Raw genomic sequence first — 12,321 nt, forward strand, 5'->3', positions numbered from 1 at the left:
GAGTCCCGTCGCCCCTAATCGAACGGGTCGGATTGCGGGATCGTCCCCGATGCCCGGTCCCGGGCACCGCCCGTAGCGTCGTCGGCGATCACCGGTCGTTGACGTTTCGCCGAGGAGTGAACCCCCACCATGGACCAGACCCTGCACGACTTCGTGCTCAACCTGCTGACCGACGCGGACGCCCGGTCGGCGTTCGACCTCGACCCGGAGGGCGCGCTGCGGGCCGCCGGCCTCGGCGACATCACCGCCGCCGACGTCCAGGACGTGGTGCCGCTGGTGGTGGACTACGCCCCGGTGCAGGGGCTGGCCCCGGTCGCCCCGGTCACCGGACAGCTCGGCCTCGATCCGCTGGTGGGTGACGCCACCGACGCGATCAGCCAGTTGCAGACCGTGGCCCAGCAGATCAGCGTCGGCAGCTCCCACTCCGGGGTGGACGTCAAGGTCGGGGTGCTCGGCACCATCGCCGTCGACCCCTCGACGGTGACCGCGGGGGCGAGTGTCTTCCCGGGTGTCGGCGTCGGCGTGACCCCCACCGGGGTCGGTGTGGACCTGTCCGGGGTGCACGACGTGGCCGACACCCTCGACGCGGACGTGGTTGCCCCGATCGATCGCGTCACCGAGCCGGCACTCGGTGACGTCACCGGCACGGTGGGTGACCCCGCGTCGGCGGTGCACGGCACCGGCTCCGGGCTGCTGGACACCACGTCGGGTCTGCTTCCCGGCACCACCAGTCAGGTCGGCGACCTGGTCGGCTCGCTCGGTGTCGACGACACCCTCGGCGGGCTGGGCCTGACCGGCGACACCCGTGGTGTGGTGCCGTCGCTGGATCTCGATTCCACTGTGGGCGGTGTGACCGGGCAGGTCGACGGCCTGTTGGGCGGGGTGACCGGCAACGTCACCGGCGGCACGAAGGGGCTGCTGGACGGCGGCGTCAGCGGCTCGGTGAGCGGGGACACGGCAACCCACGGCGAGGCCTCCACCTCGACCGGTGGGGTGCTGGGCCTCACCGACGGTCTCCTCTGACACCCGCCGCCTCGCACTTGATAATTGCGCCGAATTCAGCACACTTGGTGCGGTGATGGCGGGAATCTGGCTCGACGCGCTCGACGACATCGCCCGCACGTGCCAGGAACACGGTCGGGGCGACCTGCTTCAGGCGGTTCGCCTCAAGCGCGCCCACCTGCTCGATCCGACGTTGACCGTGCTCGTCGTCGGCGAGCCGAACCAGGGAAAGAGCCAGCTGGTCAACGCGATCGTCAACGCGCCGGTCTGCCCGGTCGGTGACGGAACCACCACCGTCCTGCCGACGGTGCTGCGGCACGCCGAGGTCGCCTCGGCGACGGTGGTGCAGACGCCGCTGTCGAGGCCGGGAACGCCGCCGGCCGCCGATCCGCCGGCCGTGCGACGAGCACCGGTGCCGACCGACCAGATCGCCGCGGAGTCGGCGGCAGCACCGGTCGGCTGCCCGGCGGCGGTCCCGCGTACATCGAGATCGGCCTGCCCCGGGCGTTGCTCGGCGCCGGCGTGGTGCTCGTCGACATGCCGGGCGGCGGTGACGTCGCCGCCGTGGGTGCCGGCACCCCGGTCGCCGCCCTGGCCCGCGCGGACACCGTGCTGCTGGTCACCGACTCCACTCGGGACCTGTCGGTGAACGAGCTGAACATGCTGCTGCACCTCACCAGGTCGCACTCCAATGTGGCCGTGGTGCAGACCAAGACGGACCTGGTGCCGGACTGGCGGGCCGTGGCCGACCGCAACCGGCGGCACCTGGCCGACGCCGGGTGCAGGTCCCGTTGATCCCGGTGTCCGCCGCGCTGCGCCTGCACGCCGCCGCCACCGACGACCACGCGCTCAACGCGGAGTCCGGCTTCCCGGCGCTGATCGCCCTGCTCCGGCGGCATCTGGCCGCCAAGCCCGACACCCTGGCCCGAGCCGCCGTGGTGCTGACCGCGCGTACCGTGGTGGAGCAGCTCGCCGCGCCGCTGCGGGCGGAACTGACCGACCAGCGCTCGGCCGAGGAGTCCGCACCGATGGCCCGGCTGCACGCGGCGCAGCGGGAGGTCGACGAGCTGCGCCGGTGTGCCACCCGGTGGCAGAACACGCTGACCGACGAGATGGCCGATCTGATCTCCGACGTCGAGCACGACCTGCGCGAGCGCACCCGGCAGATCCTGCGGATGGTCGACGAGGCGTTCGAGACCGCCGACCCGCTGGTGGCGTGGGACGCCGTCGCGCAGTGGCTGGAACAGAGCCTCGTCGAGGCGGCCACGGCGAACCGGCGGTGGCTGGTCCAGCGGTGCGACTGGATCGCCCGACGGGTCGCCGAGTCGTTCGCCCGGTACGGGCACGGCTCGCTGCCGCCGTGGCCGCTGACCGCCTCGGTGGAGTACGGCGCTGCGGTGCCGGAACTGGAACGCCCCACCGTCGACCGGTTCACCGTCGGCCAGAAGGTGTTCACCGGCATGAAAGGCTCCTACGGCGGTTTGCTGATGTTCGGCTTGGCGCTGACGCTCGCCGGCCTGCCGATGATCAACCCGATCTCGATCGGCGCCGGTGCCCTGTTCGGTGGCAAGAGCATCCGCGACGAGGGCAAGCAGCTGCTGCGTCGCCGGCAGGCCACGGTCAAGGCGGCGGTCCAGCGGCACGTCGACGACTTCTTCATCCAGGTCAGCAAGGACAGCCGGGACGCGGCCCGCCGGGCGCAACGGGTGCTGCGGGACCACTTCGCCGCGCTCACCGACGAGTTGCAGACCGCCATCATCGAGTCGTTGCGTAGCGCCAAGGAGGCGGCCGACACCGACGCGGCGGTTCGGGAACGACGGCAACGCGAGATCCAGCAGCGGATGATCCGCCTGGCCGAGCTGTACGAGCAGGCGCAGCAGGTCACCGCCGCCCGCCCGGCGTCACTGGCATGACCGGCGCGCGGCTGGACGCGGTGGTCCGGGATCTGCTGCACCGGGCGCTGCACGGCTACCGCGACAACCCCCGCGCCACCGAGTTGCTGCGGCACCAACTGGCCCGCTACGACCAGCCGCTGCGGGTCGCCGTCGTCGGTGGCTGGCGCAGCGGAAAGTCGACGCTGCTCAACGCCCTGATGGGTGAGGAGGTGGCCCCGGTCGACGGGAGCGCCTTCACCTGGTACGAGGACGGGCCGCAGCCGGACGCCACCGGATACTCCACGAGTCATCCGCCGCAGCGGCTGGCAGTGCTGCGCTCCGGCACCGGGATGCGGGTCGACCTCACCGGTTGGCGGGCCGGAGAGCTGCGCGACATCGTGGTGCGGTGGCCGGCACGCTCGTTGCGGCAGGTGACCCTGCTGGACACCCCGGCGATCGGCGCGACCGACGAGCCGACCGCGGATCCGGTGCTGAGCCGGGTGCTGCGGGAGGCCGACGCGCTGCTGTACCTGTCCCGCGACGCCAGGGGCGCCGACCTGCGGATCCTGGCGGAGACCCGGGAGGGCGTCGTGGGGCAGGCGGCACCGGTTCACACGATCATGGTCTTGTCCCGGGTGGACGAGTCCGGTGGTGGTCGGGTCGACGCGCTGCTCGGTGCCCGTCAGCTCGCCCGGCGGGCACTGCGGGACCCGCACGTGGACGCGCTGTGCCTGACGGTGGTGCCGTGCAGCGGATTGCTCGGCCTGGCCGGTCGAGTACTCGGCGAGACCGACTTCGCCGCGCTGGCGACCCTGTCCCGGATGCCGCGTGCCGAGCTTGAGCCGTACCTCCTCTCCGCCGAGCGGTTCGCCCGCGGCGAGCCACCGGCCGGGTTGGACGCGGCCACCCGTGGCGCGTTGCTGGAGCGACTCGGTGTGGTCGGGATCCGCCTGGCGACCACCCTCGTCCGCACCGGCTGCGACAACCGGGTGGCCCTGGCCGCCGAGCTGGTCCGGCGCAGCGGCCTCGGCGAGCTACGCGAGTCCCTCAACCGCCTCTTCGTCGACCGCCGGCACGTGCTCAAGGCCCGGTCGGCGCTGACCGCGGTGGAGGCGCTGCTGCGCGACGAACCCGGTCCGGCCACCGGCGACCTGCTCACCGCGCTGGAGCAGCTGCTCGCCGGTGCGCACGAGTTCGCCGAGTCGCGGCTGCTGGCGGCGCTGCGCGACGGCCGGCTCGGCCTCGACACCGAGTTGGCCGCCGAGGCACGGCGACTGGTCGGTGGGGACGGTGACGACCCGGCGGCCCGGCTCGGCATCGCCCCCGAGGCGACGCTGGCGTGGTTGTGGGAGACCGCCGCCGAGGCGCGCTGGCGGTGGCGGGAACGGGCTGAGGACCCCGGACTCCCGTTGCCGCAGCGCCGCGGCGCGCGGGTGGTGGCCCGCAGCTGCGAGGGCCTGCTCGCCGACCTGGCCGCCGCCCACGCCCGCTAGGGCCCGTGTCCACGAACGTTCCCGGACCGCGCCGGGCGAAGACGACGACCGGCCGCGCCGAGACTGGTACCCGGTCAGGCGGGCCGGGCGGGACCGTGCAGGCCGACCAGGCCGGGCACGGCGGCGCGGCCGAGTTCGCCGCCGGTGACCGGATCCTGCCAGCACACCGCCGCCCGCTGGCCCAGGTAGAGACGGGTGCCGTCGGCGCTGAGCACGAGGCCGCCGACCGGGTCGGCGGTCGCCCGCTCCGCGGTGACGGCGAGACCGGTCAGGTCGACGGTCCGCACGGCGGTGCCGGCGCCGAGGAACAGCCGCTCGGTGGAGGCCGCCGCGTACGCCGGAGCACCGCCGGCGGCGAGGGCTGCGACACGGCGTACGGTCAGCTCCTCGGTGGAGATCTCCGCGACGGCGCCGGAGCCGACGTCGGCGACGTAGAGCCGGCCGCCGTCGGGGGTGATCGCCATGGTGTGGCCGTCGGCGCCGCCCTCCCCGAACGGGTGCGGCAGGTCCACGCAGTACGCCCACCGCTGTTCCAGGTGCAGCGTGTGAACGAAGGCGTGCACGTCGCGGCCCGGCCGGCCGCTGATCCGGTCCCGGGTGTGCTGGTGGTCGGGCTGGTGGGTGTAGAGCGTGTAGAGCACGGTGCGGTTCGGGGCCAGCACCGCCTGCCGTCCGTCGCCGCGCATCTCCTCCTCCGCGCCCGGCGGAACCGCCGTCTTGGCGCGGGTGAGCAGCGGCCCGGCGACGCCGGTGGCGAGGTCGACCAGACGTACCCGGTAGCGGTCCGGTGCGGCCGGCGGCAACCATTCGAGCACGAACAGTCCGGCCAGGTCGTGGGTGAACGCCTCCGGTACGACGGTGCCCGGTAGCCGCAGCCGTTGCCGCACCCCGGCGGCGTCGGCGATCAACACGAGTGTCTGGTCGCGCCCGGCGGGACGGTCCCCGGTGGCGCTGAGGTGTTCGGTGGTCAGCGCCAGCCGGGTGCCGTCGGTGGAGGTGGTCTGCGGCACCCACCGGCCCGGCAGCCGTACCCGCTCGGAGGCGTTGCCCCGGCCGGCGTCGACGCGCCACAGGAGGGTGTCGGCTCCGTCGGCCACGGCGGTCCAGACCAGCCGCCCGTCGGCGGTGGCCACCCCGGCGCCGATCGACTGCCGGTCGGTGCCCCGCAACACGGTCAGGCCGCCGTCGAGGGTGACGAGCAGGGGGTCCGGTAGCGGGTCGGCGGCGGCCGGGGTCGAGTCGCAGCCGACCAGGGTGGCGGCTCCGACCCCGGCCAGGGTGGTCAGCAGGGTACGCCGCGAGATCGTCGTGTTCGCCATCATGACCCGGTGACACCGCCGGAGCGGCCCGGGTTCCCCCTCGACCTGATGGAACCCGTTCGGCCTGGGCGGTGTCAGTAGTGGTGATCCCACCGGAGGTTGCCCTGGACGACGAGCAGTTCGTCACCCGCGCGCAGGCAGGTGACCTGGCGGCGTACGAGTCCCTGGTCGCCCGGCACACCGCGGCCGCGTACCGCACCGCGGTGCTGCTCGGCGCGGGCTCCGACGCCGAGGACGTCATCCAGGAGGCGTTCGTGAAGGGGTACCGCAAGCTCGACCGCTATCGCGGCGAATCGTCGTTCCGCTCCTGGCTGCTGGCGATCGTGGCCAACGAGACGCGCAACCTGCACCGCACCCGGCAGCGGCGCGACGGGCTGGTGCTGCGCGCGGCGCGGGTGGCACCGGGCTCGGAAATCGTCGAGGACGGCGCCGTAGGCGCGGTCCTCGCCGGGGAGCGCCGGGCCGCCCTCGTGCGGGCCCTGCGGACGCTGCCGCCCCGGGACCGGGAGGTGATCGTCTGCCGCTTCCTGCTGGACCTGACCGAGGACGAGACGGTCACCATGCTGGGTTGGCCCCGGGAAACGGTGAAGTCGCGTACCTCGCGGGCGCTGGTGAAACTGCGCGGTCTGCTCGCCGTCGAGGAGGTCAGCCGTGGATGACCTGGAGCGGGAGCTGCGTGACCTGTCCGCCTGGTTGGCGACCCCCGAGCCACCGGACGTCACGGCCCGGGTCCGTGCCCGGTTGGCCGCCGCGCCGCCCGCCGGCCGCGACACCGGCCGACGGCGTTGGCGGTACGTGCTGGCGGCGGCCCTGGCCGCGCTGCTGGTGGCGGCGTTGCCGCCGACGGGCCGCGCTCGCCGACGCGATGGCGGGCCTGTTGCGCTTCGCCGGGGTCACCATCAGCGCCTCCCCGATCGGGGCGCCGCCGTCGGGCGTCCCGTCGCCGCCGCCGGGGCAGCGCTCCGCAACCCTCGACGAGGCGCGGCGGCTGGTGCGCTTCCCGATCCGGACGCCGACCGTGCTGGGCCCACCCGAGCAGGTCCTGCTGGCCGACCCGGACGACACCGGCGGGCACCGGGTGGCGAGCCTGCTCTACCGGGCCGGCACCCTCCGCCTGGACATCTTCGACGGCCGCCTCGATCCGGTCTTCGTCAAGCAGGCCGGCGGGTCGGACGCCGAGTGGACGCAGGTGGGTGCGGCCCAGGCGATCTGGATCGGCGGACCGCACCCGATCTCCTACATCGACCGCGACGGGGTTGTCCGCCAGGCGAGCGGCCGCCTCGCCGCCGCGACCCTGATCTGGGAGGACGCCGGGGTGACGTATCGGTTGGAAGGCGACCTGACCTTGGCGGAGGCGGTCGCGATCGCCACCACACTCCAGTGACGCGGTACCCGCCGGTTTTCCGCGTTTCGTCACGGTCATCCGATGCCGATGACGCTTTCGCCGAATTGCGGATGTAAGCGTGATCAACCAATCTGCTCCGCGCTTCCCCGGCTGGCTCGCCCGCTGCGGTCCGGTATCACCTTCGTAACGGGCCGACAACGATTCCCTCCTGCGGACCGGGTGACGGCGGCGGAACTCCTACCGGGATTTTTCCGGGACCAGGACGGCAGCGTCCAGGCCGCCGCAGCGGCGCGGAGGACCGCTCGGTTCAGCTACCGGACGATTCCGACCCCAATGCGGGGCAGCGCTTGTTAGCGCGAACACGCTGTCACACAGAGCCACGGTCGTGGCGGCCCTGCTACCGCCGTCGGCAAGACCGACTGACCAGGGAGGTCGCCACCTCAGGCCCTAGGTCACGGAAGTTTCGGAAACGTGTCTTGTTTTTTTCGGACAAGTCTGCGACCGTTTTGGCCGTCGGTGGCCTGGGTCACTCCGAGGTTGATCGCGATGCGACCGCGAGTCGAGCCCGGACCAGCGCCTGTCGACGAGAGACAACCCTTCGGCGTCGCCGTGGTGCATGTTCCGGCCAGCGGCTCGCCCCAGGGATGTTTCAGGGGGCGACTCGGTAGAGAGGGAGATTGATGAGGGCGAAAAAACTACTGGCTGTGTCGGTAGCCCTGGCAACCGGCGTCCTGGCGACGGCGGCCTGCGGCGGTGGCGACTCGGAGGGCCGCAACAGTGACGGCTCGGTCACGATGAGCTTCTGGCACAACGCCAGCACCGGCCCGGGCAAGGCCTTCTGGGAGAAGACCGTCGCCGACTTCGAGGCCGCGAACCAGAACGTGAAGATCGAGATCCAGTCGATCCAGAACGAGGACCTGGACGGCAAGCTGCAGACCGCGCTCAACTCCGGCGACGCACCGGACGTGTTCATGCAGCGCGGCGGCGGCAAGATGGCCGCGATGGTCAAGGCCGGCCAGCTGATGGACATCACCGACTCGATCACCGACGACACCAAGAAGGTGATCTCCGAGGGATCGTTCACCGCGCAGACGATCGAGGGCAAGGTCTACGCCATGCCCGTGGCGGTGCTGCCCGGCGGCTTCTTCTACAGCAAGGACCTGTTCGCCAAGGCGGGCATCGCCCAGCCGCCGGCCACCCTCACCGAGCTTCAGGACGCCGTGGCCAAGCTGAAGGCGGCAGACGTCCAGCCGATCGCGCTCGGCGCCAAGGACGCCTGGCCGGCCGCCTTCTACTACTACTTCTTCGCGCTGCGGGAGTGCAGCTCGGAGACCATCACCCAGGCCGGTCAGACGATGACCTTCGACGACCCCTGCTGGCTCAAGGCCGGCCAGGACGTGCAGAACTTCGCCGCGACCGAGCCGTTCAACAGCGGCTTCCTGACCACCTCGGCCCAGCAGGGTGCCGGCAGCTCCGCCGGTCTGCTCGCCAACAAGAAGGCGGCGATGGAACTCATGGGCGCCTGGAACCCCGGCGTCATCGCCTCCCTGACCCCCGACCAGAAGCCGCTGCCCGACCTGGGCTGGTTCCCCTTCCCCAGCATCGAGGGCGGTGCCGGTCAGCCCGGCGCGATCCTCGGTGGTGTCGACGGCTACTCCTGCTCGGCACAGGCCCCCAAGGCCGAGTGCACCGCCTTCCTGAACTACATCGCGAAGACCGAGGTGCAGAAGGCCTACTACGAGGCGTTCAACGCGCCGCCGGTGAACAGCGAGGCGCAGGCCGCGGTCACCGAGCCGCACCTGCAGTCCATCCTGGCCGCCTACAATCAGGCGCCGTTCGTCTCGCAGTGGCTCGACACGGTCTACGGGCAGAACGTCGGCAACGCGCTGAACACCGCCGTGGTGAACATGCTGGCCGGTAAGGGGGACCCGCAGAGCATCGTCAACGCGGTCAAGGACGCCGCCAAGAGGGCACAGTAGTCCAACCGCCATGTCTGAAACGCAACACGAGAGCGTACGGCTCGCGCCGGACCCGACACCGGGTCTGACGAAGGTCGGGGGTGACACGCCGGTCGTGTCGCCCCCGGCCCGGCGCCGCCGGCGCAAGGGCATCGGCTGGGCCGCCCGGCTGGAAATCGCACTGATGACGGGGCCGACACTCATCGTGTTCCTGTCCTTCGTCATCCTTCCCGTGGCCATGGCCGCCTACTACGGCTTCTTCAGCTGGCAGGGGTACGGGCCCGCTGAGGACTTCGTCGGCCTCCGCAACTACCTGCTGATCTTCGAAGACAGCACCTTCATCGACGCCCTGCGGCACAACGGCATCATCGTGGTGCTGTCACTGCTGCTGCAGGGGCCGGCGGCCATCCTGCTCGCCCTGCTGCTGAACCGGCAGATGCGGGGGCAGACGCTGATCCGGGTGCTGGTCTTCATCCCGTACGTGATCGCCGAAGTGGTGGTCGGCACCGGCTGGAGCCTGATGCTGCACGGGGAGGGCGTGGTCAACGCCGTCCTCGGCAAGATCGGGCTCGGCTGGCTCCAGAACGACTGGCTGGCCGATCCGAAGATCGCGATCTGGACGCTGATGGGCATCCTCACCTGGAAGTACATCGGCTTCGCCGTCATCCTCTTCCTCGCCGGCCTCCAGGGCATCCCGGAGGAACTGACGGAGGCCGCGGCGATCGACGGCGCGTCGTACTGGCAGATCCAGCGGCGCATCACGCTGCCGCTGCTCGGGCCGACGATCCGCATCTGGGCCTTCCTGTCGATGATCGGCGCCCTGCAACTGTTCGACCTGGTCTACATCATCTGGGGCCAGTACGTGGCGGCGACCGCCGGGACGTCGACGATGGCCACCTACATGGTGGCCAACGGACGGAACGCCGGAGAGTACGGGTACGGCAACGCGGTCGCCGTGGTGCTGTTCTTCATCTCGCTCTTCGCCGCCCTGCTCTACCAGCGGTTCATCCTGCGCCGGGACACCGAGGGCGCGATCACCGGAGGGAGGCGCTGATGGCCGTGACCGCCGTAGCCGGACGCAGGGCACCGCGCAGGTCATCCCGGTCGAAGAAGCCGTTCAGCTGGACGGACCCGTCGGTGTACTTCGTCGCACTGCTGCTCATCGCGACGATGCTGGCCCCGGTCGTCTACATCATCCTGGGCGGCTTCCGGACCAACGCGGAGATCACCACCGACCCGGCCGGACTGCCCACCACCTGGCAGACCCAGAACTACCTAGACGTGCTGACCGGCAGCACCTTCTGGCAGCAGGTCGCCAACTCCACCATCGTGGCCCTGGCCACCACGGCCGGGGTGGTCACGCTCGGTCTGATGACCAGCTTCATCATCGCGCGTTACCGATTCTGGGGGCGGGGGGCGATGTACGCGCTGTTCGCCGCCGGTCTGATGTTCCCGCTGACCGTGGCGATCACCCCGCTGTACATCCTGGTCAAGACGCTCGGGTTGATGAACACGCTGCCGGGGGTGATCCTGCCGCAGATCGGTTTCGGCATCCCGCTGACCATCATCATCCTGGTCCCGTTCGTACGGGCGATCCCCGACGAGATCCAGGAGGCCGCCTCGATCGACGGTTGCAGCCGACTCGGCTTCTTCTGGCGGATGGTGCTCCCGCTGGCCATGCCGGGCGTCATCACCGTGGCCATCCTGACCTTCATCCAGAGCTGGAACGGCTACCTGCTGCCGCTGTTCATCCTGAACCGGGAGGAGACCTTCACGCTGCCCCTCGGCGTGCAGGCCTTCGCCTCGGAGTACTCGGTCGACACGGCGAAGGTCCTGGCGTTCACCTCCCTGTCGATGATCCCGGCACTGGTGTTCTTCAGTCTGTTCCAACGCCGGATCGTCGGCGGACTGACCGGAGCCGTGAAGGGCTGATCCGTCAGCGGACGCGGCAACAACTCCTCGGCGCGCCCGGCCGCCCCGGTCCAGACTCAGGTCTGACCGAGGCGAGCCGGGCGTGTCGGGTGCGTCCGGTGCGCTCGTGGGTCAGGCTGCGCCACCGGTGCGGCGCCTGCTACACCCGGCCCTGCAGGACCGTGCCCATCCGCAACGCGACCTCCTTGCGCCGGTCCGAGTCACCGATGTCGGCCTTGATGCCGCAGAATTCCCCGCCGCCGCACGGGAACCACAGCTCGCCGTGAGTGTCGTCGTAGACCGCACCCTCGGCCGATCCGCTTACCGGCTCCCCGATCTCGGCCACCGCCTCGTACTCGTCCTTGGACAGCACCGACGCGTGGAGCGCCTGCCCACCCGAGGTCGCCGTCCAGACGCAACCGCCGAGCTGGTAGTCGTGCTGGCCACCGTCGTGGGCCCCGATCGCGTCCGCGACCTCGTCGGTGGTGAGGCGTTCACACTCGTCGCCCTCCGGCTCGGTCAGAGAGCCTGCCGCATCGTCGGCGGTCCGGGCGTCGCCCGGCTTGTCCCCCGGCGTCGAAGAACCTGTGCCCGCGTCACCCCCGCACGCCACGAGCGTGGCGAGCGCCGCACCGACGATCGCGGCCTTTACCAGCCTGCTGAGGATCTCCATAGGTCATCCCTCCGACGCGGCACCGCCTGCCGCCGATGACCCCACTCCAGCACGGCCAGCCGAAACTTGAATCGGTAGATTCCCCCGGCTTTGCCGCCCTTGTTCAGCTGCCGGCCGAGCCGTACACCCGGGTGGGCGTCGACTGAGGTCACCGCCGCAGCCAGCCGAATCGCGGCCTGGCCAACGCCCTGCGCCCCTGGTGGGGACGCCGACGGCTGGCCGTGGTTTCAGTGCTGGACGAGCCCGCCGACCGGGACCGGCGGGACGTGTCCGGTGGCCGGACGGGTCCGCGCCAGGGCGAGACCGACGTCCACGAGGGAGGATCGGCGCAGGCGGACCACATCCGGCACGGCAGTCCAGACCGATCCGGCGGTTGCGCCGTTCAGCTCCGGCCGGAGAAGTCCACCCGTGATGCGGACCTGGTAGAAGACGCCCACATTCTGGTGCTCGCGTCCTGACTGTGCCTCGGCGGCGGGGATCACCCGGGAGTCCACCCCCAGCAGGCGTTCGATCATCCCGTCGCAGCCGGTCTCCTCGGCAACCTCCCGAAGCACCGCGTCGAACGGATCCTCCGCATGCTCGACCCGGCCGCCCGGAAGAGACCAGGTCGTCTCGCCCGACGACCCCACACATCGGACGAGCAACACCCGCTCGGCCTCGATGCACACGGCGTAGGCGGCCAGCCGGAAACTCATCCCGGCCGTGGCCCCCGTGCGCGACCCCGTGACCCCGACCACGCCACCACG

General features: G+C 71.3%; 14 protein-coding genes. 10 read left to right on the forward strand and 4 right to left on the reverse strand.

What is annotated here, in order from left to right:
- Positions 1 to 129: 129 nt before the first annotated feature.
- Positions 130 to 1,023, forward strand: coding sequence for an IniB N-terminal domain-containing protein (locus ENC19_RS21590; protein WP_164448928.1), 894 nt, complete (start codon positions 130 to 132; stop codon positions 1,021 to 1,023).
- Here ENC19_RS21590 and ENC19_RS31525 read toward each other — a convergent pair.
- Positions 1,004 to 1,321, reverse strand: coding sequence for a hypothetical protein (locus tag ENC19_RS31525; protein ID WP_328824352.1), 318 nt, complete (start codon positions 1,319 to 1,321; stop codon positions 1,004 to 1,006). The genes ENC19_RS21590 and ENC19_RS31525 overlap by 20 nt on opposite strands.
- Between ENC19_RS31525 and ENC19_RS29605 the strand changes: the two genes are divergently transcribed.
- The 4 genes from ENC19_RS29605 to ENC19_RS21600 are packed head-to-tail and all read left to right on the forward strand — an operon-like array spanning position 1,202 to position 4,369.
- A complete protein-coding gene (locus ENC19_RS29605; RefSeq protein WP_328824349.1) occupies positions 1,202 to 1,651 on the forward strand; it encodes a dynamin family protein in 450 nt (149 codons plus the stop codon). The genes ENC19_RS31525 and ENC19_RS29605 overlap by 120 nt on opposite strands.
- Complete coding sequence (locus ENC19_RS29610) at positions 1,648 to 1,797, forward strand: hypothetical protein (protein ID WP_208020978.1); 150 nt, start codon at positions 1,648 to 1,650, stop codon at positions 1,795 to 1,797. Before ENC19_RS29605 ends, ENC19_RS29610 begins: the two co-directional genes overlap by 4 nt.
- Positions 1,794 to 2,915 carry a hypothetical protein gene (locus ENC19_RS29615; protein ID WP_208020979.1) on the forward strand — a complete coding sequence of 374 codons (1,122 nt, stop codon included), beginning with the start codon at positions 1,794 to 1,796 and terminating at the stop codon, positions 2,913 to 2,915. The genes ENC19_RS29610 and ENC19_RS29615 overlap by 4 nt, the downstream gene beginning before the upstream one ends.
- Complete coding sequence (locus ENC19_RS21600; RefSeq protein WP_164448929.1) at positions 2,912 to 4,369, forward strand: P-loop NTPase family protein; 1,458 nt, start codon at positions 2,912 to 2,914, stop codon at positions 4,367 to 4,369. The genes ENC19_RS29615 and ENC19_RS21600 overlap by 4 nt, the downstream gene beginning before the upstream one ends.
- A gap of 74 nt (positions 4,370 to 4,443) precedes the next feature.
- On the opposite strand, the gene ENC19_RS21605 is transcribed toward ENC19_RS21600, so the two are convergent.
- Complete coding sequence (locus ENC19_RS21605) at positions 4,444 to 5,688, reverse strand: YncE family protein (RefSeq protein WP_235944998.1); 1,245 nt, start codon at positions 5,686 to 5,688, stop codon at positions 4,444 to 4,446.
- Between the two features lie 80 nt (positions 5,689 to 5,768).
- Between ENC19_RS21605 and ENC19_RS21610 the strand changes: the two genes are divergently transcribed.
- The 5 genes from ENC19_RS21610 (at position 5,769) to ENC19_RS21630 (ending at position 10,923) form a co-directional block, all read left to right on the forward strand.
- Positions 5,769 to 6,347: an RNA polymerase sigma factor gene (locus tag ENC19_RS21610; protein WP_309246008.1), complete on the forward strand. Its 579-nt coding sequence runs from the start codon at positions 5,769 to 5,771 to the stop codon at positions 6,345 to 6,347.
- Between the two features lie 74 nt (positions 6,348 to 6,421).
- Positions 6,422 to 7,072 (forward strand): hypothetical protein, encoded by a 651-nt coding sequence (locus ENC19_RS21615; RefSeq protein WP_235944999.1) that lies wholly within the window; start codon positions 6,422 to 6,424, stop codon positions 7,070 to 7,072.
- A gap of 665 nt (positions 7,073 to 7,737) precedes the next feature.
- The gene (locus tag ENC19_RS21620; RefSeq protein ID WP_281603821.1) at positions 7,738 to 9,012 is read left to right on the forward strand and encodes an extracellular solute-binding protein; all 1,275 of its coding nucleotides are present in this window, start codon (positions 7,738 to 7,740) and stop codon (positions 9,010 to 9,012) included.
- 10 nt (positions 9,013 to 9,022) lie between these two features.
- Positions 9,023 to 10,045 (forward strand): carbohydrate ABC transporter permease, encoded by a 1,023-nt coding sequence (locus tag ENC19_RS21625; protein ID WP_164448932.1) that lies wholly within the window; start codon positions 9,023 to 9,025, stop codon positions 10,043 to 10,045.
- Positions 10,045 to 10,923, forward strand: coding sequence for a carbohydrate ABC transporter permease (locus ENC19_RS21630; protein WP_164448933.1), 879 nt, complete (start codon positions 10,045 to 10,047; stop codon positions 10,921 to 10,923). Before ENC19_RS21625 ends, ENC19_RS21630 begins: the two co-directional genes overlap by 1 nt.
- Positions 10,924 to 11,062: 139 nt before the next feature.
- Here ENC19_RS21630 and ENC19_RS21635 read toward each other — a convergent pair whose 3' ends face one another.
- On the reverse strand, positions 11,063 to 11,575 hold the full coding sequence (locus tag ENC19_RS21635) for a hypothetical protein (RefSeq protein WP_164448934.1): 513 nt from the start codon (positions 11,573 to 11,575) through the stop codon (positions 11,063 to 11,065).
- A gap of 227 nt (positions 11,576 to 11,802) precedes the next feature.
- Positions 11,803 to 12,312, reverse strand: a complete 510-nt coding sequence (locus ENC19_RS21640) for an NUDIX hydrolase (protein ID WP_408058096.1) — start codon at positions 12,310 to 12,312, stop codon at positions 11,803 to 11,805.
- Positions 12,313 to 12,321: the final 9 nt, after the last annotated feature.

The sequence above is a fragment of the Verrucosispora sioxanthis genome, from assembly GCF_010560025.1.
GTDB lineage: Bacteria > Actinomycetota > Actinomycetes > Mycobacteriales > Micromonosporaceae > Micromonospora > Micromonospora palythoicola.

Bases quoted from the DNA above. Each gene is read 5' to 3' on its own strand.
- ENC19_RS21605 (WP_235944998.1), bottom strand. From the start codon at position 5,688: ATGGCGAACACGACGATCTCGCGGCGTACCCTGCTGACCACCCTGGCC.
- ENC19_RS21630 (WP_164448933.1), top strand. From the start codon at position 10,045: ATGGCCGTGACCGCCGTAGCCGGACGCAGGGCACCGCGCAGGTCATCC.
- ENC19_RS21600 (WP_164448929.1), top strand. From the start codon at position 2,912: ATGACCGGCGCGCGGCTGGACGCGGTGGTCCGGGATCTGCTGCACCGG.
- ENC19_RS21625 (WP_164448932.1), top strand. From the start codon at position 9,023: ATGTCTGAAACGCAACACGAGAGCGTACGGCTCGCGCCGGACCCGACA.
- ENC19_RS21635 (WP_164448934.1), bottom strand. From the start codon at position 11,575: ATGGAGATCCTCAGCAGGCTGGTAAAGGCCGCGATCGTCGGTGCGGCG.
- ENC19_RS21590 (WP_164448928.1), top strand. From the start codon at position 130: ATGGACCAGACCCTGCACGACTTCGTGCTCAACCTGCTGACCGACGCG.